Below are 20,789 nucleotides of genomic sequence, written 5' to 3'. Positions count from 1 at the left end.
GGACGCGCCGCTCGGGGTCAGTCCGCGGTGCCCTGGGGTTCTTGCTCCTTGTGGATGGTCAGCTCACCGTCGGCCACGTCGATCCGGAGGCGGCTGTGCGGCTGCAGGTTGCCGTCGAGCAGCATGCGGGAGAGCCGGTTGTCGACCTCGCGCTGGATCGTGCGGCGCAACGGGCGCGCGCCGTATTCGGGCTGATAACCGCGTTGCGCGAGCCATTCGACGGCGTCCAGGGTGACCTCGACGGAGATGTCCTGAGCGCGGAGCCGGCGCCGGGAGTCGTCCAGCAGCATGTTGGTGATCTGCCGCAGCTGCTGATCGGCGAGCTGGCGGAAGATCACGATCTCGTCGATGCGGTTGAGGAACTCCGGCCGGAAGCGTTCGCGCAGCGGGCGCAGCACCCGCTCGCGCCGGGCCTGCTCGTCGCCGTCCGCCGAGCCGCTGCCGAAGCCCACCGAGCCGCCCCCGCTGATGATGGCCTGCGAACCCAGGTTGCTGGTCATGACGATGACGGTGTTCTTGAAGTCGATCGTGCGGCCCTGCGAGTCGGTGAGCCGTCCGTCGTCGAGTACCTGCAGCAGGATGTTGAAGACGTCGGGGTGTGCCTTCTCGATCTCGTCCAGGAGCAGCAGCGAGTACGGGTTCCTGCGCACCGCTTCGGTGAACTGTCCGGCCTCCTCGTGGCCGACGTAGCCGGGAGGAGCGCCGACCAGGCGGCTGACGGTGTGCCGTTCCTGGTACTCGCTCATGTCGAGGCGGATCATCCGGTCCTCGCTCCCGAAGAGCGCCTCCGCGAGCGCGCGGGCGAGTTCGGTCTTGCCGACGCCGGTGGGGCCGAGGAAGAGGAAGCTTCCGATCGGGCGGCCGGGGTCGGACAGGCCGGCCCGTGAGCGCAGGACGGCGTCGGCGACGGCGGTCACCGCTTCGTCCTGGCCTATGACGCGCTGCTGCAGATGCTGTTCCAGGTTCAGCAGCCGGTCCCGTTCCTCCTGGGTGAGGCTGCTGACGGGGATTCCGGTCTGACGGGACACGATGTCGGCGATGTCCTCGACCGTGACCTCGGCGACGTGACTGCGCGGCTGTGGAGCGTGTTTGCCCTTCTCGATCCGTTGCTCGAGCTCGGTGAGCCGGTCGCGCAGTTCGGTCGCCCGCTCGTACTGCTCGGCGGCGACGGCCTGGTCCTTGTCCCTGGTGAGTCGCTCCACTTCGCGTTCCAGGGAGCGGATGTCGGTGCCGCGGGTGGAGGAGCGCAGCCGGACCCGGGCGCCGGCCTGGTCCATGAGATCGATCGCCTTGTCGGGCAGATAGCGGTCGGTGAGGTAGCGGTCGGACAGTTCGACGGCGGCGAGCAGCGCCTCGTCGGTGTAGCGGACCTGGTGATGGGCCTCGTAACGGTCCTGGAGACCGCGCAGGATCTCGACGGCGTCCGCCGGGCTGGGCTCGGGCACCAGAACCGGCTGGAAGCGGCGGGCGAGCGCGGCGTCCTTCTCGATGTAGCGGCGGTACTCCTCGAGCGTGCTGGCCCCCACCACATGGAGTTCGCCACGGGCCAGGGCGGGCTTGAGCATGTTGCTGGCGTCCATCGGGCCGCCCTCGGATCCGCCGCCCGCCCCGACAACGGTGTGCAGTTCGTCGATGAAGACGATCAGTTCGCCCGAGTGGGCGCGGATTTCGTCGATGAGGCCGGTGAGCCGCTCCTCGAAGTCCCCGCGGAAGCGGGTGCCGGCAACGACTCCCGACAGGTCGAGCTGGACGACACGCCGGTCGAGCAGGATGTCCGGCACATCGCCGTCCGCGATGCGCCGGGCGAGGCCCTCGACGATGGCGGTCTTGCCCACTCCGGCTTCGCCGATCATGACGGGATTGTTCTTGCTCCGCCGGGCGAGGACCTCAATGGTCTGTTCGATCTCCTCGTCGCGGCCGATGACCGGGTCGATACGGCCCTCCCGGGCCAGGTCGGTGAGGTCGCGGCCGAACTTGTCCAGGTTGGGGGTGTTCCGCTCGGCGGGGCCGATACGCTGGCCGACGCTCCCGGGCGCGGGCGCGAGGCCCTCCCGGGTGCCGGGCGGCGGCGAGAAGTGCGCGGCGTTGAGCATCTGCCCCGCCGCGGAATCGCGGTTGGCGGCGAGTGCCACCAGCACGTGTTCCGGGCCGATGTAGGAGGCGCCGGTGGAGCGCGCGATCTCATGGGCGTCGAGCAGAGCGCGCTTGACCGCGGGGGTGACGGCGATGTACTGGCGTGGCGGCCCCTCCCCGGCCTGCCGGTCGATCTCGGCGGCGAGCGCGTCGGGATCGGCGCCCGCCCGCGTGACCATGCGACGGGTCGGCTCGGCGGAGAGCGCGGCCCGCAAGAGGTGTTCCGTGTCGAGGTCGGTACTGCCGTGCTGGGCGGCATAGGACGCCGCGACGGAGACGAGCTGCCGTGCGGGACCGCTCAGCAGACGGCTGAAGTCGATGCGCCGCGGGTCGGGCGGTTCTCCGCCCTGTCCGGTGCCGAGGAAGTGCGAGAGAAAGTCTCCGAGGGGGTCCGGACCTTGGTCCTCGGGACCCCGCTGGCCATCGGTCATGGGTATCCGTCCCCGTGGCCCGGCCGGACCGGGCCACGCTGTCTCAGTGCACGTGCAGCCGTCTCGGACGCGGTCCCGCAAGTCCGGCGTGACCACAGACAGCCGCAACCCCACTTGCCCTAATTTAGACGATATGGGCGCTGCGTGTCGGTGGATGGGGCGAGGGGTGGCGGGGGATGGGGGAGGTGCGGCGGGCATCGGTCCGGGGGATTCCTGTGCGCGGGCCCGCCGGCGCCTTTCGGGGTGATTTTTTGGGGCGGACGTGCCGCGGTGTTCCCGCCGACGATGCCGGGCGCCCGGGAGCGGCTGGAGTTCCGGAACGACCTAATAGCGCACATGTTCGAATGCGAGTAGCCTGTCATCATGGCAACGCACCAGCTCCAGGGGTCTCTGTTCGATCAGGGCGACGACGTGTTCCTGCGCCCTCTGGACGGCCTCCGCCGAACCGCGCTGGGCGACGGGGCCTGGATCGACCTCCTGCCGGGCTGGCTGAGCGGCGCCGGTGCGCTGTTCGAACAACTGGCCACGGACGTTCCCTGGAAGGCCGAACGACGGCAGATGTACGAGCGGGTCGTGGACGTCCCACGGCTGCTCGCCTTCTACCGTGCCGGCGAACGACTGCCGCACCCCGTCCTGGACGAAGCGCGACAGGGGCTCTCGACGCACTACGCCGCCGAGCTCGGCGAACCCTTCACGACGGCCGGCCTGTGCCACTACCGCGACGGGCGCGACAGTGTGGCCTGGCACGGCGACCGCATCGGCAGAGGCGCCCGGGAGGACACGATGGTCGCCATCCTCTCGGTGGGTGCGCCCCGCGACCTGCTGCTGCGCCCGTGCCGCGGCGGGGACGTCGTCCGGCGACCGCTCGGGCACGGGGATCTGATCGTGATGGGCGGTTCCTGCCAGCGGACCTGGGAGCACGCCGTCCCCAAGACCGCGCGAGCCGCGGGAGGGCGCATCAGCATCCAGTTCCGGCCGGACGGAGTGCAATGACAGCTCCCGGCCGGGGCGGGTACGCGTTCGCCCCCTCGGTCGCGGGGCGTGCGGCCCGCTGCGTCACACTGGTGGTCCCTTCACCGGACCGACGAGGCGACCGATGGCTTTGCAGTTCAGCGCCACCAATCCCGAACATCCCGCGTTGCTTCTCGAACTTCCCTGGCACCTGCCGCTCGAGGAATGGGGGGAGGAGCATCTGGTGACACTGCCGCGCGGCATCTCCCGCCACGTCGTGCGCTATGCGCGAGCGGGGGCCGACGTGGTGGCCGTCAAGGAGCTCGCCGAACGGCCGGCGGTACGCGAGTACGAGCTGTTGCGCACCCTGGCCCGGCTCGGGATACCCGCGGTGGACCCACTCGCGGTGGTGACCGGGCGCACCGACGCCGACGGGGCTGCGCTGGAGCCGGTGCTGATCACCCGTCATCTCAACGGGTCCCTGCCCTACCGCTCGATGTTCGAGACGACGATGCGCCCGAGTACGGTGCACCGCCTCATGGACGCGCTCGCCGTGCTGCTGGTCCGGCTGCACCTGGCGGGCTTCGCCTGGGGCGACTGCTCCCTGTCCAACACGCTGTTCCGCCGGGACGCCGGCGCCTACGCCGCCTACCTGGTGGATGCGGAGACCGGCGAGGTGCACAACCAGCTCAGCACCGGGCAGCGTGAATACGACATCGATCTGGCCCGGGTGAACATCAGCGGGGAGATGCTGGACCTGGAGGCCGCGGGCGCGCTCCATCCCTCGGTGGATCCGATCGCCTTCGGAGCCGAGATCTGTCAGCGGTACGAGAAGCTGTGGAGTGAGCTGACCCGTACCTCGGTCTATCCGGCCGGCAAGTATCACTACATCGAACGTCGCATGCGCCGGCTCAACGACCTCGGCTTCGACGTCGCCGAGATGCAGATCGCCAGCTCCTCGGACGGCGACACGATCACATTCGTCCCCAAGGTCGTGGACGCAGGCCATCATCAACGCCAGCTGCTGCGACTCACCGGTCTCGACGCCGAGGAGAACCAGGCCCGACGACTGCTCAACGACCTCGAGACCTGGATGGCGACACAGGAGGACTACGCGCCGGGCGACCCGCTCGGCGCGCGTGCGGAGGTGCTTGCCCACCGCTGGGTCCGTGAGGTGTTCAGGCCGACGGTACGTGCCGTCCCGCAGGACCTCCGGAGCTCCGTGGACCCGGCCGAGCTCTATCACGAGCTGCTGGAACACCGGTGGTACATGTCCGAGCGCGCGCAGCTGGACATCGGTCTCGAGGCGGCCGTGGCGGACTACGTCACTGCTGTTCTCCGTCGCCCCGGGGCCGAGGCGCTGCCGGCGGGCGATTCCCCGTGATCGTGTGGGGCGACGTGTGCCGGCGCGGCGCCACACCGGCGCCGTCCCCACCGGCCGCATTCCCCCGTGGAGTGGGTGAAGCTGTCCCGTGTGAAAGGTGAGCGATTGCGATTCGACGGCTGGATCGCCGGCGTGGGGACGTCCTCCGGAACGCGGCTGGTGGTGGGGCACTGGCCCCGTTCACCCTTCGGGCCGTTCAGCGACGTGATGATCCAGTACCCGGACGGTGAGCGGCTGTTGCTTGCACCGTCCCGCGCGATCGCGGACTTCGTGGCCGCCACCTACCGCTTCGAGCGCGTCGAGGTGGTGCCCGTCACGGTCCGGCCCGGCGGCTCCGAGTGGAGCGTTCTGGCCGGACCGCTGAGTCTGCGCCTGAGCACCGGCTCCCGGTCCCCGCTGGGGTGGCTGCTGCGGGCCGTGCCCGCTCCGCTCGTCAGGAGCCGGCGCTGGGCGGCCCTTTGCGACATCCCTGCGCGGCTGATGCCGGGCGTACGCACCCTCGGCAGTGCTGGTTCGGGGCGTCGGGAGTGGTACGGAGCGCGCGACCTGTGGCCCGTTCTCGCAGCGGAAGCCGTGCTCGGTGGAGCCGGACTAGGGGCGCTGGCACCGCTCGATCCACCCGTGGAATTCGGCTTCGGTTCCGCGCCCCGTCGGCCGGCTCTCGTACGCGTCACGACAACGGTGGAGCTGGCAGCGGCACCGCCGTGACCGGTCTCCACCCACAGCCCGGCCCACACGGGCGATGTTCGGCGACTGCCGGGGCCCGACCCTCGCACAGGTGCCGTCGTGACGACGCACTCGTCGTCACGACGGAGTGGACAGGGATGCTTCCTGCCGGGGGCCTGTGTCCCTCAACTCCGAATGCGCTCGCCCTGATCGCGTGCGCCGGTCGGCACACGTCCGTCGGGCCGGGGCATCGGTCGCCCTTGCACGCGCCGAGCGGCGATCAGAAGCCGAAGACCGATCCTTCGGTCAGACTCGCCTGCATCTCACAGGCGTTGCCGAAGGTGGTCGACCAGGAGACGCTCCGGCCCTGCCACACACCGGTCGCGTTGATGACGACGGGGTCCCACTGACGGGTGCAGCTTCGCTGCGGCGGCGTGGTCAGCCGGGCGAACTCGCCGTCCACCGCGAGCAGGTCCGCACACGCTGCGGTGGGGGAGGGATGAGTGCCGCTGGGGCGCGGGGCACAGCTCAGGGTGACGGCTCGCTGGACGGTGACCGAGGCGCCGCTGCTCTTGCCGACCGAGAGTACGAGGGCCGACGGGGCGTAGAGGCTGGTCGGCTGCGCGGCCTGGGCCTGCGCGACTCCCATGGCGCCCATGCCCGTCATGATCAGTGCAGAGACTGTGGTGAATACGCTGAATGTGCACAGGTTGTAACGCATGTGTGAATCTCCTTCGCTTGGGGGTGCGATTGCGTTCGGGAGTCTCGTGCATGCGGACAGTGAGTGCACATCGATCAGTCCTTTCCGGCCCGGCCCGCCCGAGGCACATCGACCGAATGGTCGTTCGGCCAGCTCGGGACCGGTGCGTGGGGCCCGTGAGGGGCGTCCAGCATATGGACGAATTTCGGTGGTACAACTGCGAACTACCGTCTGACCTGCTGTTTTTTCGAGGTGGTTCTTGCTCGAAACTTCACGCTTCGGCCGGAAAGCAGCGCTGGGGCAGCTCCGCACGGGGGCATGAGAGGGGTGCGGGGGCGATTCGTCCGCCCCTGGAACGGTGTGTCGGGCCGGCCGGCCGAGTGTGATCCGCTGAGGCTCGGGCGTCCCGTCCGGGTGTGACGGGGTGAACGGGCTGCTCTCCTTACGCAGTTGCGAGAATCCGGCGTCGATCGCCAACTCGGTGAACGCCCGCGGCGGCGAAACCGGTCACCCGCACGTCCTGGCCCGTGAACTCGACTTCGACGCCCGCCACTTCCGATCGGGTGGCCTCCGGACGTCAACGCCCCTCCCTGACTGCCCGTGCACCGCGCCTGCCGGGTGCCTCCTGGCCGGGTCGCTTCCTGTGTGTTGGCTGATTCTTCATCGCTGCGTCACCTGGCGGCGCTCGGCCCGGCCGCCGTGGGATTCGACATCTTTGCAATGGGCATGCCAATCACAGTCGCGTGCCCCCCCGCCACGCGTCGACCAGGAGGACACAGTGGAAAGAAGAACACGGATCCGTAAGGTCTCGCTTGTTCTCGGCAGCGCCCTCGCGCTGGTCGTCGCTGTCCCCGGCATCGCTCGCGCCGACCCGCCCACCGCCTTGCCCGCGAACGCGGACGGGCTGGAGCAGACGTTCCAGCCCGCGTACGACTACGACACGGACGGCTGTTACCCGACTCCCGCCATAGGCCCGGACGGGACCATAGCGCCCGGCCTCAACACCACCGGAGCCGTCAACGGTCACTGCCGTGACTCCTGGGACCTCGACAACACCAACGGATACGCGCGCTACAAGTGCAACAACGGCTGGTGCGCCATCCTGTACGGGCTCTATTTCGAGAAGGACCAGGCCGTGGCCGGCAGCGGGCTCGGCGGGCACCGGCACGACTGGGAGCACGTCGTGGTGTGGGTCCAGAACGACGAGGCCCGCTATGTGTCCACCTCCGCCCACGGCAACTTCAACGTGTACAGCCGCGATCAGATCCGGTGGGACGGAACACATCCCAAGGCCGTCTACCACAAGGACGGTGTGGGCACGCACTGTTTCCGCCCTGCCGGTTCCGGTGACGAGCCGCCGGAGAATCACTACCACGCCTGGCAGTTCCCCAGCCTGGTCGGCTGGAACGGCTTCCCCGCAGGGCTGCGGGACAAGCTGGCCCAGGCCGACTTCGGCAGCGCCGTCTTCGGCCTCAAGGACGGCAACTTCGCCGATCACCTCGAAAAGGCCGAGCCGGCCGGCATCCCGTTCGATCCACACGCCTGACGGGCAGGCAGGACGGGCGTCGTCGGCAGCGCAGGGGCCGGTCGCGGAGGCGGCCGGCCCCTGCGCGGAGGCTATGCGCGTGTCATCGATCGCGCGCTGTTGTACCCCTCGGTCAGCAGCGCGGGCCGCCCCGACCGCAGAGCTTCCGCGGGCCACGAGAGTGTCACCGCGTGCGACTCCCCGGGGAGCAGCCACACGTAGTTGTCGCTGTAGAGCGTCGGCAGTACGCGCCGGCCGTCCGCCGCGTCCACCAGTGACAGCCGCACCATCGACGCGACCACCGATCCCCGGTTCCGGACGGTCGCGGTCATCGTGCGGCGCGTCCCCGACCGGGTGACGTGACCGAGGTCGGCGGTGACCTTGACCGTTCCGGTCCGGTTGAGGGCCCTCATGTCGGCCGTCTCGCGGTAGCGCCAGTAGGTGTTCTCCGACAGGGCTCTGCCGCGGCTGTCCTCCAGGCCCAGTCGCAGGAGGTGCAGGCCGGGCAGATCCTTCCCGAAGCCGGCCGTGAAGGCAGGCGTCGTGCCCGAGGAGGCCACGTCCACCTCTGTTCGCCGAGTGGACCCGAGCTGCCTCCCGGTCAGATCGAAGAGCCGGGCCGTGACGGTCACGGCCTTCAGACGGTGCGCGGTGTGGTTGACCGCGACGACCTCCCATTTCTGCGGATCCGTCTGCACATGGACGGCCTCGCAGGCCTTCCGCGCCCCGTAGTAGGTGCCGTTGACGTCGAAGTCGTAGTCGTAGGTCTGCCAGACGGTGCTGTGCCAGGCCGGGTGGGACATCCAGAGCATCAGGCCACTGGCGTCCTTCCACAGGTTGGCGTTCCAGGCCTCGAACATGGCGCGGGAGTTCTCGTAGTTGACGAACTGTGCCTTGCGCGCGAAGTCGTCCAGGTCCTTGGCCGTGTCGAGCCGCGCCTCGATGGCCGCGCGGTAGTTCTGCGGCGCCTGGTTCCCCCTGGTGCTCCAGTCGTGGTAGTACCACGCGTCGCCGATCGGCCACTCGGGCTCGTCGCCGACGAGGCTGCGCATGCTCTCCGCCGTCGACACCACGGGCATACCGATCTCGGTGTGGAAGCCGAAGTGGCCACCGCCGTAGGTGGAACGGGAGAAGTAGCGGTCCGGCTCCACCCAGCCGTAGGGGCCCCCGCCGGAGATGATGCCGCCGGCCGAGTTGTTCTGGTAAAAGACGCCGGGCGCCTCCGACCGGACCGCCTCCCGCATGCCGGTGTCGATCGCCGCGGGCGGGTCGCCCTCGTTGGCACCGCACCAGACGACCACGCTGGGGTGGATGCGGTAGCGCCGTACGGTGTCCCGCGCCAGTTCGTCGAAAGCGTCGTGGTCCGGTGGGTCCATGGCCCACGCATTCGGGAAATCGTTCCACACGAGCAGGCCGTACTCGTCACAACTCGCAAAGAACTCCTCCCTGTTGCTGCTGCCGAGCCAGTTCCGGATCATGGTGAAATTCATGTCCCGGTGCATCCGCACCGCCGTGTCCATCCGCTCGGCGGGCATCCGGCGCAGCAACTCGTCCCAGCCCCAGTTGCCACCCCGGCAGAAGATCCGCACCCCGTTGACGCTGATCTTCAGCGGTTCCGGAGTGTTGTCGACCGACTTCACGTCCGTCCACGTGTCCCCGTCGTCGGAGATCTGTACGGCGTACGTCTTGGGGTAGGCCGACTCCCACACGACGACGACGCGATCGAAGGAGACGGAGCTGCCGAGGTCCACCCGGATCCACTGGTTGTCCGCGTAAGCGGATGACCAGCGGGTGTCCGGCTTGCCGTCGGTGGCGTTCCGCGCCGGGTTCGAGCCGTCGTCCGTCGAGGCGGTGGCGGTCCCGTGCAGGGCCAGGTCGGTGCCGGGCGCCGCACTGTCGATCACCGACAGACTCCACAGCGACGTTCCCCAACTCGTTGCCCGTTCACTGCAGTCGAGCCGCACATACCGAGCCGTGCGGTCGCCCACATCCACGCTCTGCAGGCTTGCCCCGGCGTTCTGGAAGGGCAGCGGCACCGCTGAGTTGTCGACGGACCCGGCGTCCGTCCAGGATTCGCCGTCCATGGAGACCTGGACCACGTAGGTTCTGGCGTACGCCCGTTCCCAGAGGAGCTCCGCCCGGTCGAAGGAGACCGAGGCGCCGAGGTCCACCTGGACCCACTGATCGTCCTCGAACGTCGACGACCATCGCGTCTTCGCGTCCCCGTCCGTGACGTTGTCGGCCTCGTGGCCCGGCTCGTCCACGGACGAGGCCGTGGCAGCCCTGTGCAGGGCAAGGTCGGTGCCCGGCGCCGCGCTGTCGATCACCGAGAGGCCCCACAGCGACGCACCCCAGTCCGTGGCGCGTGTCAGACATCTGACCCGCACGTACCGCGCCTCCCTGGCGCCCAGCTCCACCGACTGCGTGTACGAGTCGGTGGAGCCGCCGAAGGGCAGCGGCACCGCGTACTCGTAACCGAACTGGCGGATGCCGAAGCGTGTGGTGCGGCGGTCGCTCTCCTCGCCGCCGGTCGACGTGACGAGCGTGAGGTCGTGCAGAGCGGGCTCGCCGTAGCCGTTGGGCCACCAGAGCGCGGGGTCGCGCACCCGCAGCCGCTCATGGTCGGCGGGTGCGAAGACCACATCGGTGCTCCCGCCCGCGGGCACCGCGACGGTCCGCGACACGCGTACGTCGCCGAAGGACGCGGTGACCGTCACGCGCTGCTCGGCGGAGTCGGCGTTGCGCACCGGCACCACGATCGTCACCTCGGCGGTGCCGGTGTCGGGCAGGTGGGGGAGCGTGGTGTCGACGCGCGGATCGCCGATGACCGCGTGCCCCGTCGAGCGCAGCCGTACGTGGTTCCAGATGCCGGAGACGCGGTCGCGCACGGCCGGCATCCAGTCCCAGCCGGAGGCGGCCAGGTAAGTGGGTGAGTTCCGGTTCATCATGGTGGCGCCGGCGTCCACGAAGGCCAGGCCGGCCTCGCTCTTGTCCCCGGGGCTGCCGGGGAAGGGCATCGGTGTGATCCGTACGGCCAGCGCCTGCTCGCCGCCGGACGACAGCAGACGCGTCACATCGTGTGCGGAGCGGGCGAAGGGATAGGTCAGCCCTCCCACCTGCTGCCCGTTGAGCCAGATGTCGGCCTTGTGGTTGACGCCGTCGAACTCCAGCCAGACATGACGCCCGGGGCCGGTGCGCAGGCCGCGCGGCAGGCTGAAACCGCGCCGGTACCACCACGCGTGGCGGGACAGTGCCTCCGGTATGTGGAGGTTGTTCATCCCCGAGACCGGGTCGGGCAGGTGCCCCTGGTCCACCAGGGAGCCGAGAACCGTACCGGGCACGGTCGCGGGCAGCCAGCGGCTGGTGTCCACCGCGGGCAGGGACAGCGCGGGGCCCTCGGCGCCGGCCCAGTCGTCCGTCGTCAGGGTCCAGCCCGATTCCAGAGGGACCGTACCGTCGGCGGCGACCTTCAGCGCGGGTGCCTCGTGGTGGTGCGCGCCCCAGTCGGTCCACCCGGTGGCGGCCGGCCGACGGCCCCTCGCCGTGCCGTACACCTCGAAGCCGTTGAGGCCCAGCGGGTTGGCGTTCGACCGCTTCGTCACGGTCATCCGCACCCAGCGTGCCGTGGCGGGGCCGTCCAGCTCGATCTCCACCACCCCGCCGGCCCCGGAGGAGGTCCGGTACACCGTGTTCCAGGCATGGCGGTCCAGGGACGTCTCGACGGTGAACTCCACCGCGCAACTGGACAGGATCTCCTGGCCGGTCGTGCTGTCGCGCGGATTCCCGCTGGTGGACGGCGTGAAGACGGGATCGTCCTTGGTCGCCTCGAACGTCAGCCGTACTGAAGCGACCTCGCACTCGGCCTGGAGGTCGACGGAAATCCACTGCGGATCGCCGCCGGCGGCGCGCCATCCGCTGCCCTTCACACCGGTGGAGTTGAGCCCGTCCACCACGAACTCGGCGGGGGTGGGGGCGTAGTCGACCGTGGACACCTCGACCGGGCGGTACGCGGCGAGTTCGCCCCGGACCCCGGCCGCGCCGCCGTCGGACGGTGCGGACCCGGCGGCGTGACTCGTACCGGGGAGGGCGACCCCGGCCCCGAGGCTCGCGAGCAGCGTGGAGCCGGCCGCGACAACTGCTCTTCGGGAAGGGCGAGATGACTGATCAGGCATGAGCAAGGTGATCCATTTCAGGCGGGCGCTCAAGAGCAGGCGGCCTGCACGGGCCAGCCTGACAACGTTGCCACAGGCTGTAATCCGGCGAGGTTCCTGTCAAGAGCCGAGGTGAGGTCCGGCTCGTGGAAGCCCGTTGCGCGGCAACGGCGCATGGCGGGTCGGGCCTTGCCGGCCGGCCCGTCCGAGTCGCGGGTGTCCAGGCTGCACCGGCGAGCGTGTCCGGCTCCGTAGGTGCTCGCCGAGTGGAGAGCGGGCTGTCCGGTGGACCCACCGACCATAGGGCAGGGCGCCCTTCTGGAACTCATTTTTAAGTTAATTAGCAATTAATATTGACAGGTTTCCGAGGTCCGACCACAGTGTGCGCCGTGGCACCGCCGCCCGGTGCGATCGGCGGCGGGGTTGCCTCGTGAACCCCAACTCTCAGGAGAATCAAGTGGTTTCGCTTCGTGCTGGGATGGTGCGAGCGCGGCGCGCCGTGGTGGTGCTCGGCGCCGTGGTGCTGGTCGGATCGACAGTTCCCTCGGCGCACGCCGCCGACGACCAGGGTGCGCCGCCGTACTACGACAGCGGCCTCGCCCGCACGCCGTACATGGGCTGGAACACGTACTACGGGCTGGGCGCCCCGACGGAGGCCCAGGTCAAGGGAGTCGCCGACTATCTGGTCAGCAGCGGCCTCAAGGACAGCGGTTACGACATCGTCTGGCTCGACGGCGGCTGGCAGGCCGACGATCCGCGCGACAGCCAGGGGCGACTGGTCGCCAACCCTGACAGATTCCCGTCCGGCATCCCGGCCCTGGTGGACCATCTGCACCGGCTCGGACTGCGAGCCGGTATCTACACCGACGCCGGGACCTACGACGGCGGCAGGACGTGCGGCCTCGGCAGCCGGGGGCACTACCAGGAGGACGCCCGGCAGTTCGCCGGCTGGAAGGTCGACGCCATCAAGGTCGATTTCCTCTGCGGAATCACAGAGAAGGCCGACCCGGGACCCGCGTTCAAGGAGTTCAGCGATGCCGTCGCCAAGTCCGGCCGGCGCATGCTGCTGAATCTCTGCAACCCGCTGACCGATGACTGGGGGCTCCCGCACACGCCGGCACAGGACGCCCACAACGCCTATGTGTACGGCCCGAACACCGCCGACTCCTGGCGCACCGGCACCGACATCGCCTGGGGCACTCCGACCGCCGGTCAGTGGCCCAACATCCTGCGCAACATGGACGCCAACGCCTGGCACCCGGAGGCGCAGGGGCCCGGCCACTACAACGACCCGGACTACCTGATCCCGATGCGCAGACTCGCTGACGGCTCGTACGAGCTGACGGAGGAGGAGTCCACCACCCAGCTGGTGATGTGGGCCGAGATGGGCTCCCCGCTGGTCATCGGCTCGGATCCGCGCACCCTGCCCCGGCAGATGACCGACACCCTTCGCAACCCGGAGATCATCGCCGTCGACCAGGACCCCCTCGCGATCCAGGGGGTGCGCATCGCCACGGACGCCACCGGCGATGTCTACAGCAAGGTGCTCCAGGGATCCGGCCGGCGTGCCGTGGTACTGCTGAACCGCTCCGACCATGCTGCCGAACGCACCGTGACCTTCGCCGACGCGGGGCTGACGGGGAAGGTGGGGGTACGGGATCTGCGGGGCAGGAGGAGCCGCGGTACACACACCGGTTCGTACACCGTCGAGGTGCCCGCGCACGGCACCGCGTTCCTCACGCTGACCGGCCGGGACGACGCCCCGGGCACCTCTCTCGGGGTGCGGTCCGACGCGAGCCCCGCCCTGGTGCGGGACGGTGGGCGGCTGAGCGTGTTCACCCGCGGTGCGGACGGTTCGCTGCGGCAGCAGACCGGGCGTGACGGGCACTGGGACGCACGGGCCGCCGATCTCGGTGGGCCCACGCACGGGCGGATCGTCGGCGCGCCCGCCGCCTACGCGGCCGGGGAGGGGCGCATGGACGTCTTCGTCCGGGGTACCGACGACGCGGCGTACCGGATCTCCTATGCCGACGGGCGGTGGGGGAGGTGGCAGAGGCTCGGCGGGCAACTCGCCGACACCCCCGCCGTCGCCTACGAGCACCCGGGGCGGTGGACCCTCTTCGCCCGGGGCGTGGACGGACGGATCCTCACCCGTGGGCCGGAGACCGGCTGGACCTCGTTCCAGGGTCCGGAGGGGGCTTCGCTGTACGGGCGGCCGTCGGCGGTCACGGACTCGGCGGGGCGCACCCATCTCGCCGTCCGCGCCGACGACGACTCGGTCCGGACCCGGGAGCGCGACGCCTCCGGCAACTGGTCCGACTGGTCTTCGTTGGGTGGGACCGTGAGTGGCAGCCCCACGCTCGTCGCCGACGGTGACCGGGTACGGCTGTACGCGCGCGCCGGGGACTACACCCTCTGGCAGCGCACCCGCACCACGGGTGCCGGCTGGGGCGACTGGTCCCAGGAGCGGCGCTTCGCCGGCGGGGCCTTCGACGGGGAGCTCGGCGCCGTGTCAGGGCCCGACGGCTCCGTGCTCACCGCCTTCCGTGGCGTGGCCGGACTCGTCCGGCAGGGCAGGCTCTGACGCCATCGGCGCCGCCGAGTCCCACATACCTGGGAAAGAGCCAGGTCAGCCCCGCAGAAAATAAATTAGTAATTAATCTTGACGCTGGCTCGGTCGCCACGTCAGTCTGTATCAGCCGAACGAGGGCCCGGCCGTCAGAGGGCCGGGCCCCGTTCCGTGGGCGCATAGGGAGTCCCATGAACACCACAGCACAGAGCCGCCGCACCTTCCTCGCGGGTGCCGCGGCCGTCGGCGCCACCGCGCTGATGAGCGGCTGCGTCGCCTCGTCGTCGACGAGCGGGAAGGGGGCCTCGGGCGGTGCGGTCACCCTGCAGTCCAACCTCTCCTCGCCGCAGGCCAAGTCGGCGATGCAGGAGGTCGTCGACGCCTTCAACAAGCGGGGCGGGGCCAAGGGTTCGCTCAACACCGTCGCCTCGGAGACCTTCCGTACACAGCTGCCGACGTACCTCACCTCCGCCACCCCGCCGGACCTCTACACCTGGTACCCGGGATCCGTCGCGGAGTCGTACGCGAAGAAGGACCTGCTGCTCGACGTCAGCGACATCTGGGAGAAGCCCGAACTGGCGGGCTACTCCGATGCCCTGAAGAAGCTGTGCACCGACTCCGCGGGCAAGAAGGTCTTCGTCCCGACCACGTACTACTGGTGGGGGGTCTTCTACCGGAAGTCCAACTTCGCCAAGTGGGGCGTCAAGGAACCCAAGACCTGGGACGAGTTCCTCGGTCTGTGCGACAAACTCAAGAGCAAGGGCGTCGCACCGATCGGCCTCGGCGCGGGCGGCAACACCCCCTGGGTGGCCTCGTCCTGGTTCGACTACCTCAACATCAGGATCAACGGGGCCGCCTACCACCGGGACCTGCTCGCCGGAAAGCACCGCTTCGACGACCCCGAGGTCCGCAAGGTGTTCGACCGGTGGAGCGAGGCGCTGCCGTACTTCGACCCCAACGGGACCGCGCTGCCGTTCCAGGACGCGACCACGGCTCTGCTCCAGGGCCGCACCGGCATGATGCTCATCGGCACCTTCTTCGCCGACGCCGCCCCCAAGGACCAACTCGGCGACATCGACTTCTTCCGGTTCCCCGTCATCGACCCGAACGTCCCGCTCGCCGAAGAGGCCCCGACCGACGGCTACTTCGCCAGTGCCCGGACCGGCCGCAAGGACGAGACCAAGGAACTGCTGCGCTACCTCGCCTCCGCCGAGGCGCAGGAGATCTATCTCAAGGGTTCCTCCGGCACCTCGCTGCCCACCCACCCGGACGCGAAGGACAGCGGAACACCCCTGGTCATCAAGGGCCGAAAGCTGATCGAGGACGCCGCGGACATCACCCAGTTCTTCAACCGGGACTCCAGCGACGCCCTCGCCCCCACCGCCGACACCGCACTCACCCGCTTCCTGGCCAAGCCCAAGGAGATCGGCTCGATCCTCGCCACGTGGCAGCGGGACGCGCAGAAGATCTGGAGCCAGTGACATGGCGGTACTCACCGCACCCCGGAAGGAGACCCGGGACCACACCGTCGACCGGCCACCGGCCCGCAAACGGGCGACCAGGGTGCCGCCCGTCGTGTTGGCGTTCGTCCTCGTGCCGCTGCTCGCCGAGGCGTTCTGGGTGTTCTGGCCGGCGATCCAGGGTTTCTACCTCGCCTTCACCAAGTGGGACGGCGTCTCGGCCCCGCAATTCGTCGGACTGGCCAACTTCCGCGAGATGTTCGGCGACGCCGTCTTCCGGACCGCCGCCCTGGACACCGTGCTCTGGCTGCTGCTCTTCGGCGGCCTCTCCGTCGCCCTCGGCCTCGGGGCGGCGCTCCTGCTCCAGCAGGAACGCCGCGGCGTCGGCTTCTACCGGGCCGCGCTCTTCCTCCCCGTGGTGTTCTCGCTGGTCGCGACCGCCCTGGTCTGGCAGGCGATGTACCAGCCCGACGGGCTGATCAACAAGACGCTCGAAGGCATCGGTCTCCCCGGCCTCACCCACGCCTGGCTCGCCGACCAGGACACCGCCCTGTACGCCGTGATCGTGCCCGCCCTGTGGCGTCAGATCGGCTATGTGATGGTGCTGTACCTGGCCGGGCTCAAGGGCATCGACCCGGTGCTCTACGAAGCGGCGAAGGTGGACGGCGCGACCCGCCTGCAGCAGTTCCGCCACATCACCCTGCCGCAGCTCAGCAGCGTCAACGCCGTGGTCCTGTCCGTGATCGTCATCGACTCGCTGCGCTCGTTCGACGTCGTGTGGGCGCTCACCCGCGGCGGCCCGTACCACTCCTCCGAGCTCCTCAGCACGTACATGTACTCCACCGCCTTCCAGTCGCTGCGACTGGGCTACGGTTCCGCCCTCGCGGTCGTGATCTTCGTGCTGGCCTTCGGCGTGATCGCGTCCTACCTCGTCCGCGCCTTCCGGGAGGCCGACGCATGACCGCCACCCACGCCCCGACCCCGCGCACCGAACGGCGGGACGACGTGCCCGCCGTGCGGGGCGAACGACGCCGGATCTGGGGCACCGCGGGATTCCACCTGAGCGCCGGGCTGCTCTCCGCACTGTGGCTGCTGCCCATCGCCCTGGTCCTCGTCACCAGCGTCCGGTCCTTCGACGACGTCGCCGCCCACGGGGTCGGCAGCCTGCCGCACTCCTTCACGCTGGACGGCTTCCGCCAGGCCTGGGTCGACGGCGGACAGCAGCGTGCGCTGATCAACAGCCTGCTCGTCACCGTGCCGGCCGTGCTCCTGTCGCTGCTGCTCGCCTCGACCGCCGCGTTCGCGCTGAGCCGCTACGACCTGCCGTTCCGCCGCACCCTGCTGCTGGTGATGCTCGGCGGAAACCTGCTGCCCCCGCAGATCCTGCTGGTCCCGGTCTCCAAACTCAGCGAAATGCTCGGCCTGTACGACTCGTTGTACGCGCTCATCGGCGTTCAGGTCGGATTCGGTATCGGCTTCTACGTCTTCGTACTGCACGGTTTCATGCGGTCCATCCCGCCCGAGATCCAGCAGGCCGCGGTCATCGACGGTGCCGGGCCTTGGCAGATCTACACCCGGATCATCATGCCGCTCGCCAAGCCCGCCATGGCCGCGCTCTGCGCACTGTCGTTCACCTGGATCTTCAACGACCTGCTGTGGGCCATCACCGTCCTGCGGACCGACAGCCAGATGCCCATCACCGCCTCCCTCATCGGACTCCAGGGCCAGTACGTCTCGATGTGGAACGTCATCGCAGCCGGTTCCGTCGTCGCAGCGGCCCCGACCGTCGCCGTATTCCTCAAATTCCAGCGGCACTTCGTGGCCGGACTCAATCTGGGAGCAGTGAAGTGACCTCGCACGACCGGTGGCTGCTGCGCACCGAGAACACCACCTACGCGGTACGGATCGCAGGCGAGGGCCGATGGGCCGAGCTCGCCGCCTGGGGTCCGCACGGCGTCGAGACCGGACCGTCGCCGTTCGACGCGCCGCACCGCACGCACTTCATCACCCGCGCCGACGCCGCACCCGCCGAGTACATCCCTTACGGACTGCGCCCGTTCACCGGTGCCGACCTCGTCGCCCAGCACCCGGGCGGTGAACGCGGCACCTGGTGGACCTTCGACTCCGCCACCCACGACGGTGACCGGGCCCTGCGCCTCGACTTCACCGACGGGGAACTGGGACTGCGCGCGGCACTGCACTACGAGACCGTGCCCGGCACCGACGTGATCCTGCGCTGGACGGAACTGAGCTGCACCGGCGACGAGGAACTACGCCTGGAACGGATCGACTCCGCGGCCGTCAACGTTCCCGTCACGGACGGCGCCCGGCTCACCTACCTCACCGGTCAGTGGTCCCAGGAGTTCCGGCGCACCCAGATCGAACTGACCCGCGGCCGCTTCGAGATGGCCTCCACGCAGGGCGTCCCCGGCCACGCCTACGCCCCCTGGCTCGCCGTGCAGGACACCGCCGGAACGGCCGAGGGCAACACCCCGACGTACGGCGTCGCCCTGGAATGGTCCGGCAACTGGCACCTGACCGCCGACGCCGAACCCGGTGGTGCCGTACGGGTCAGGGCCGGGCGGGTGCCCCACGAGGGCGCCGTCCGGCTCGCCCCCGGCGCCACTCTCACCACACCCCGGCTGGCCTGTGCGTTCAGCCCGGAGGGGCTCGAAGGGCTGGCCAGGGTCTGGCACCGCTACGAACGCCGGCTCAGTGGCGAGCGGATGCACAGGACCCGCAAGGTCCTCTACAACTCCTGGGAGGCGACCGGCTTCGACGTGGACGCCGGGAGCCAACTCGAGCTCGCGGGCATCGCTGCCGATATGGGAGCCGAACTCTTCGTCGTCGACGACGGCTGGTTCACCGGACGGCACGACGAGACAGGCGGTCTGGGCGACTGGTACCCCGACCCGGCGAACTTCCCCGACGGCTTCGACGACTTCATCGGCAGGATCCGCGCCACCGGCATGGACTTCGGTCTCTGGGTCGAACCCGAGGCGATCAGCCCGAACTCCGCGCTCCACACCGAACACCCGGAGTGGGTCTACCGCATCGACGGCCGCCCCGCCACGCTGGTGCGCGAACAGCTGCTCCTCGACCTCGGACGCAAGGACGTCCAGGACTTTGTCATCGCCACCTTCGACCGGCTCCTCGGCGATCACGCCATCAGCTACCTCAAGTGGGACATGAACCGTCCGCCCACCGAGCGCGGCCGGCCCGGCGGCGGCCCCGTGGAGGAGCAGGACCTGGACGCCGCACACGTCGCCGGATACCTGCGGGTGCTCGACCATCTGCGCACCCGCCATCCGCACGTCACCGTGGAGGGCTGCGCCGGGGGCGGTGGCCGTATCGAACACGCCACCCTCGCCCGTACCGACGTGGTGTGGCCCAGCGACAACACCGCGCCGCTGGACCGACTCGCCATCCAGTACGGCTATCTGCATGCGCACGCCCCGCACACCATGAGCTCCTGGGTCACCGACTCGCCCGGCGTCTTCGACCCGCGGCCGCGGTCCCTGGCCTTCCGCTTCGTCACCGCGATGGCCGGCGTCCTGGGTATCGGCGCCGACATCCGTACCTGGTCCGCCGGGCAGCGCGCCGAGGCGAGCCGGTGGATCGGCCGCTACAAGGAGATCCGCGACCTCATCCACCACGGCGAGGTCCGGCTGCTCGGAACTCCGTCCGACGCCACCTGCGGTGTCCAGTACGAGGAGGAGGGCGGCGCCCGGATCGCCGTCACCGCCTGGAACACGGGCCGGCTGGACGGGGCACCACTGGTCCCCGGGCGCGCCGCCCGGCTGCGGCTGCGCGGTCTGGACCCGGCCGCCGGCTACGCCGACCAGCACACCGGGACGGTCCACAGCGGGGCCCATCTGCTGCACTACGGACTGCCGTTCGCCTGGACCGCGCAGTACGACGCGGAACTCGTCGTACTGGTCAGGCAGGAGCCCTCCGCCCGACCGCACCGTCACTAAAGTCGCCGACAGCGCCCCCGACACCGAGGAGTCGACCCGCCCCATGAACGCAAACGCCCGCTTCGCCGAAAAGGTGGCCGTCGTCACCGGAGCCGCCTCCGGCATCGGCGCGGCCACCGCCGAACGACTCGCAGCGGAAGGCGCCGCGGTGCTCCTCGCGGACGTGGCCGCGGGCCCCGGCGAGAGCGTCGCCGCCGGCATCCGCGCCCAGGGAGGCCGGGCGCTCTTCGTCCGCGCGGACGTCGCGGACGAGGGCGACTGGGAACGGATCGTCTCGGCGGCGCACACCTTCGGCCCCGTCGGGGTCCTGGTGAGCAACGCCTTCACGGTCGATGTCACCCCCGCGCACGAGATGACCGTCGCCTCATGGGAGCGTCAGCTCGCCGTCAACCTCACCGGAGCCTTCCTCGGCTTCCGGGCCGTCCTGCCCGACCTGCGCGAACGCCGCGGCGCCGCGGTGCTCACCTCATCCGTCCACGCGCACAAGGGCATCCCCGGACACCCCGCCTACGCGGCGTCCAAGGGCGCCCTGCTCTCCCTGTGCGGGCAACTCGCGGTGGAGTACGGACCCGAGGTAAGGGTCAACGCCGTGCTGCCGGGCCCCATCCTCACCGCGGCCTGGGACCGGGTCTCGGAGGAGGACCGCAGAAAGAGCGTCCTGGAGACCGCCGCACAGCGGTTCGGAAGCCCCCAGGAGGCAGCGGCGGCCATCGCGTTCCTCGCCGCCGACGAAGCGTCATACATCACCGGATCGAGCCTGCTCGTGGACGGCGGCTGGTCCGTCGTCAAGGCCTCGGCCTGATCGTCGCCGTACCCATCGCACATCAGAAAGGCACACAGAC

At 69.9% G+C, this 20,789-nt stretch carries 13 protein-coding genes; 10 read left to right on the top strand and 3 right to left on the bottom strand.

The window, feature by feature from the left end; genetic code table 11:
* Positions 1–17: 17 nt before the first annotated feature.
* Positions 18–2,564: an ATP-dependent Clp protease ATP-binding subunit gene (locus ACFVXE_RS04835; protein WP_389669214.1), complete on the bottom strand. Its 2,547-nt coding sequence runs from the start codon at positions 2,562–2,564 to the stop codon at positions 18–20.
* Positions 2,565–2,927: 363 nt separating this feature from the next.
* Between ACFVXE_RS04835 and ACFVXE_RS04830 the strand changes: the two genes are divergently transcribed.
* The 3 genes from ACFVXE_RS04830 (at position 2,928) to ACFVXE_RS04820 (ending at position 5,607) form a co-directional block, all read left to right on the top strand.
* Positions 2,928–3,557, top strand: a complete 630-nt coding sequence (locus ACFVXE_RS04830) for an alpha-ketoglutarate-dependent dioxygenase AlkB (protein WP_389669212.1) — start codon at positions 2,928–2,930, stop codon at positions 3,555–3,557.
* Positions 3,558–3,660: 103 nt separating this feature from the next.
* Entirely contained in the window at positions 3,661–4,899 is a 1,239-nt protein-coding gene (locus ACFVXE_RS04825; protein ID WP_389669210.1) for a DUF4032 domain-containing protein, read from the top strand.
* A gap of 90 nt (positions 4,900–4,989) precedes the next feature.
* Positions 4,990–5,607 (top strand): hypothetical protein, encoded by a 618-nt coding sequence (locus ACFVXE_RS04820; protein WP_389669208.1) that lies wholly within the window; start codon positions 4,990–4,992, stop codon positions 5,605–5,607.
* 238 nt (positions 5,608–5,845) lie between these two features.
* Here the strand turns inward: ACFVXE_RS04820 and ACFVXE_RS04815 are convergent, their stop codons facing one another.
* Complete coding sequence (locus ACFVXE_RS04815) at positions 5,846–6,286, bottom strand: subtilase-type protease inhibitor (RefSeq protein ID WP_389669206.1); 441 nt, start codon at positions 6,284–6,286, stop codon at positions 5,846–5,848.
* A gap of 757 nt (positions 6,287–7,043) precedes the next feature.
* On the opposite strand from ACFVXE_RS04815, the gene ACFVXE_RS04810 reads away from it, so the two are divergent.
* Positions 7,044–7,811: an NPP1 family protein gene (locus ACFVXE_RS04810; RefSeq protein WP_389669205.1), complete on the top strand. Its 768-nt coding sequence runs from the start codon at positions 7,044–7,046 to the stop codon at positions 7,809–7,811.
* Between the two features lie 71 nt (positions 7,812–7,882).
* Here the strand turns inward: ACFVXE_RS04810 and ACFVXE_RS04805 are convergent, their stop codons facing one another.
* Complete coding sequence (locus ACFVXE_RS04805) at positions 7,883–11,962, bottom strand: discoidin domain-containing protein (RefSeq protein WP_389669203.1); 4,080 nt, start codon at positions 11,960–11,962, stop codon at positions 7,883–7,885.
* A 457-nt stretch (positions 11,963–12,419) separates the two neighbouring features.
* Here ACFVXE_RS04805 and ACFVXE_RS04800 point away from each other — a divergent pair, with 457 nt between their 5' ends.
* From ACFVXE_RS04800 to ACFVXE_RS04775, 6 genes are all read left to right on the top strand, one after another.
* Entirely contained in the window at positions 12,420–14,525 is a 2,106-nt protein-coding gene (locus tag ACFVXE_RS04800) for a glycoside hydrolase family 27 protein (RefSeq protein ID WP_389669201.1), read from the top strand.
* Between the two features lie 176 nt (positions 14,526–14,701).
* Positions 14,702–15,991 carry an ABC transporter substrate-binding protein gene (locus tag ACFVXE_RS04795; RefSeq protein WP_389669199.1) on the top strand — a complete coding sequence of 430 codons (1,290 nt, stop codon included), beginning with the start codon at positions 14,702–14,704 and terminating at the stop codon, positions 15,989–15,991.
* Between the two features lies 1 nt (position 15,992).
* Positions 15,993–16,931, top strand: a complete 939-nt coding sequence (locus ACFVXE_RS04790; protein WP_389669198.1) for a carbohydrate ABC transporter permease — start codon at positions 15,993–15,995, stop codon at positions 16,929–16,931.
* Positions 16,928–17,821 (top strand): carbohydrate ABC transporter permease, encoded by an 894-nt coding sequence (locus ACFVXE_RS04785; protein ID WP_389669196.1) that lies wholly within the window; start codon positions 16,928–16,930, stop codon positions 17,819–17,821. Before ACFVXE_RS04790 ends, ACFVXE_RS04785 begins: the two co-directional genes overlap by 4 nt.
* The gene (locus ACFVXE_RS04780; protein ID WP_389669194.1) at positions 17,818–19,947 is read left to right on the top strand and encodes an alpha-galactosidase; all 2,130 of its coding nucleotides are present in this window, start codon (positions 17,818–17,820) and stop codon (positions 19,945–19,947) included. The genes ACFVXE_RS04785 and ACFVXE_RS04780 overlap by 4 nt, the downstream gene beginning before the upstream one ends.
* Positions 19,948–19,990: 43 nt before the next feature.
* Positions 19,991–20,749, top strand: a complete 759-nt coding sequence (locus ACFVXE_RS04775; RefSeq protein ID WP_389669192.1) for an SDR family NAD(P)-dependent oxidoreductase — start codon at positions 19,991–19,993, stop codon at positions 20,747–20,749.
* Positions 20,750–20,789: the final 40 nt, after the last annotated feature.

The organism is Streptomyces sp. NPDC058231 (assembly GCF_042882275.1).
In the GTDB taxonomy this organism is placed as follows: domain Bacteria; phylum Actinomycetota; class Actinomycetes; order Streptomycetales; family Streptomycetaceae; genus Streptomyces.
Note: the sequence above shows the minus strand (reverse complement) of the source record. Positions and strands in the feature narration are given on the sequence as shown.